Raw genomic sequence first — 3,054 nt, forward strand, 5'->3', positions numbered from 1 at the left:
CCCCCGGCGCCGGGAAGGTCAACCTCGACAAGGGCCGGGTCAGCCTGCAGAAGAACCAGACCGTGTCCCTGGTCAAGGGCGGCCGCCCGCTGCTCTCCCGGGTCAAGATGGGCCTCGGCTGGGAGCCGGCGTACCGCGGCGCGGACATCGACCTGGACGCCTCCGTCATCGCCTACGGCCCGCAGCGCAACCACATCGACAGCTGCTACTTCGGCAAGCTCACCATCCTGAACGGCGCCGTCAAGCACTCCGGTGACAACCTCACCGGTGAGGGCGCGGGCGACGACGAAGTGATCGTGGTCGACCTCGGGCGCCTCCCCCAGGAGGTGACCGGACTGGTGTTCACCGTGAACTCGTTCTCCGGCCAGAAGTTCAACCAGGTCGCCAAGGCCTACTGCCGCCTGCTGGACGCCACCACGGAGGAGGAGCTGGTCCGCTTCGACCTCACCAACGCCGAGCCGCAGACCGGTGTGATGATGGCCAAGCTCATCCGGCAGTTCACCGGCGAGTGGGAGATGACGGCCATGGGCGACTTCGTCAAGGCCCGCACCGTACGGAACATGGTGAAGCCGGCCGCCCAGGCGCTGTAGGACACAATGCGCCTGTCGCGCAGTTTCTTCACCAGAGGATGAACCACACATGATCACACTGACGAAGGAAGACGGACCGGCGGACCTGGACGGGGTGACCCACATGTCCATCGGGGTGTCCTGGGACCCGACCGCGGGCGCCAGCGGCGGAGTGCTGGGCAAGCTCCGCCGCAAGGCCGGCACCGACCTGGACCTGATCGCCGTCGCCATGCACGGCTCGGACCCGGTGCGCCTGGCGGGCCTGGACTCGCTGGACCCCATCGGCAACGGCTCGCTGCTGCACAGCGGTGACAACCAGACCGGCCACGGGGACGGCGACGACGAGACGGTGACGGTCGAGTTCGCCCGGATACCGCCCCACATCACCTCGATCGTGTTCGTCGCCGCCGCGTTCAAGAAGGGCAGTTCCTTCCAGAAGGCGCGCAACATCAGTTTCAAGGTGTACGACGCGACCGGGGGCAGCTCCCAGCAGGTGGCCGACATCTGGCCGAGCCTGCTCACCCAGGACAACGGCTGCGCCGTGGCCAAGGCCATGCGGGTGGACGGGTCCTGGAAGCTGCAGGTGATCAACGAGACGGGGAAGATCAAGCAGGGCGACGAGCACGCCCTGATGCGGTTCGCCGTCAGCAAGTGACACGCCGGCCGCGGCCCGCACCGGACCGGTGCGGGCCGCGGGAACAACCGCCTTGCGCGGAACGGGCCGCAGACTCAACCACCGCGCACGGAACGGGCCGCGGACTCAACCACCTTGCGCGGAACGGGCCTTGAAGGCCGCCTTGCGGGCCTCCTTCGCGATCCTCCTGTCGGGGTGGAGCCGGCCCATCGCCTCCAGCACGTCCGCGGTCTGCGGGTGGCGCACCCGCCAGGCCGCCGCGAAGAAGCCGCCGTGCTGTTCGGCGAGGCCCTTGACCAGGGCGTGCAGTTCCTCGGAGTCGCCCTCGGCGGCCAGTTGCGCGGCCACCGTGTCGATGGTCAGCCAGAAGATCATCTCCTGGGACGGCGCCGGTACGTCGTCCAGGCCGCGCTCGGTCAGCCAGACCCGGGCCAGCCCGCCCAGTTCGGCGTCGTCGAGCACGTCCCTGAGCGCCGGTTCGGCCTCGACGCCGACCAGCGACAGGGCCTGCTGGCAGCGCAGCCGGCGCAGTGGCGCGCCCGGGTCCGTGCCACGGGCCGCGGCGAGCAACTCCCTTGCGGCGACGAGGGGTTCACGGCGGGCGAGCCACTGCTCGGTCTCGGCGTGAGCGGCGGCCGGGGGGAACGCGGCGGTGCCGTCGAGCAGCGCGTCGGCGCCCTTGTCCGCGAGGTCGCCGACCACCGGGGCCTCATGACCGGTCTCCAGCAGCCGGGCGCGCAGCCCGTACAGTCCGAGCGGGGTCAGCCGCACCATGCCGTAGCGGGCCACGTCGGCCTCGTCGACCGGCGTCGACGGCTCCTCCTCGGCGTCCGTCATCAACTCCTCGTCCACCGGCCGGTACGCGACGAGTCCGACCGGCTCGAGCAGCCGGAACCGCTCGTCCAGCCGCATCATCGCCTCGGAGACCTGCCGCAGCACGTCGTCGGTGGGCTCCCCCATGCCGTCGGGCACGACCACGGAGGCAGCGAGCACGGGCAGCGGCACCGGACCGCCGCCGGATCCGCCCTCGCCGACGGTGAGCAGGTAGAGGCCGGCCAGCACCTCGTCGAGGAACTCCGCCCCGGCCTCCAGGTCCCGGCCCGGCGCGGGCAGGCCGACGGCGCCCTCGGCCGGCTCACCGGCCGGGTCCTCGCCGCCGGGCACGCTCGCGTCCGCCAGCACGGCCTTGAGCGCGGTCAGCCACATCGCGAGCACGTCGTGCGGCGAGCCGCCGGTCAGCAGGCCCAGGCCGGCGCCGGCCGCGGCGGTGCCCGCCTCCTCGCCGGTGATCCCGACGAGTCCGGTGTCCACGGCGATCCGCCACGCCTCCCTCGTCCGGGCCGCCGCGTCGTTCCCGCTCAGGCCGAGCACCCCGGCCGCGGCGGACAGTTGCTCCTCGGTCAGCAGCCCGTCGGCGTCGACCCGCCTCCCGTCTCCGGTCCAGCGGGCGAGCCGCGCGGCGCGCGACAGCAGCGGGGTGGCGAGCGCGTCCCGGGCCAGCTCCGGTTCGGAAGCGAGCCGAACCGGCGGGAGCGGGGACCTGTCTGACATCGGCTGGTTCTCCTAGCGGACGTGCACGGCCGTACGACTCGACCGCTCAGCCTAGACGGGTTTCCACCGATGCCGCCCCATTCATCTCCCCTTTACCAGCCGCCCATGGCCGAAACGTTGACAACGAACCCGGCCACACAGGAGATTGACGCGCGTAGAAATCCGCAGCAGAAGGCCTAATATAACAACGGCACAGTCGAAGCGAGCGTGACAGTCACCAAGCTGATCGACGCGATTGTCACGGCGGACGGGCCGGGCACCACGAACGGCGCCGCCACCTCGCGCAGCCCGCCCATGCCC

Annotated in this window: 3 protein-coding genes; 2 read left to right on the top strand and 1 reads right to left on the bottom strand. The window is 71.3% G+C overall.

The genetic code is table 11. From position 1 onward, the window contains the following. Together C1I97_RS34310 and C1I97_RS34315 are read left to right on the top strand one after the other, a co-directional pair. The coding region (locus C1I97_RS34310; RefSeq protein ID WP_146608390.1) for a TerD family protein at positions 1-590 on the top strand (590 nt) is incomplete at its 5' end. A gap of 49 nt (positions 591-639) precedes the next feature. After that, on the top strand, positions 640-1,224 hold the full coding sequence (locus C1I97_RS34315) for a TerD family protein (RefSeq protein ID WP_111006900.1): 585 nt from the start codon (positions 640-642) through the stop codon (positions 1,222-1,224). 105 nt (positions 1,225-1,329) lie between these two features. Here C1I97_RS34315 and C1I97_RS34320 read toward each other — a convergent pair whose 3' ends face one another. After that, on the bottom strand, positions 1,330-2,754 hold the full coding sequence (locus C1I97_RS34320) for a hypothetical protein (protein ID WP_111006901.1): 1,425 nt from the start codon (positions 2,752-2,754) through the stop codon (positions 1,330-1,332). Positions 2,755-3,054 lie beyond the last annotated feature (300 nt).

Source organism: Streptomyces sp. NTH33, assembly GCF_003236365.1.
Taxonomy (GTDB): domain Bacteria; phylum Actinomycetota; class Actinomycetes; order Streptomycetales; family Streptomycetaceae; genus Streptomyces.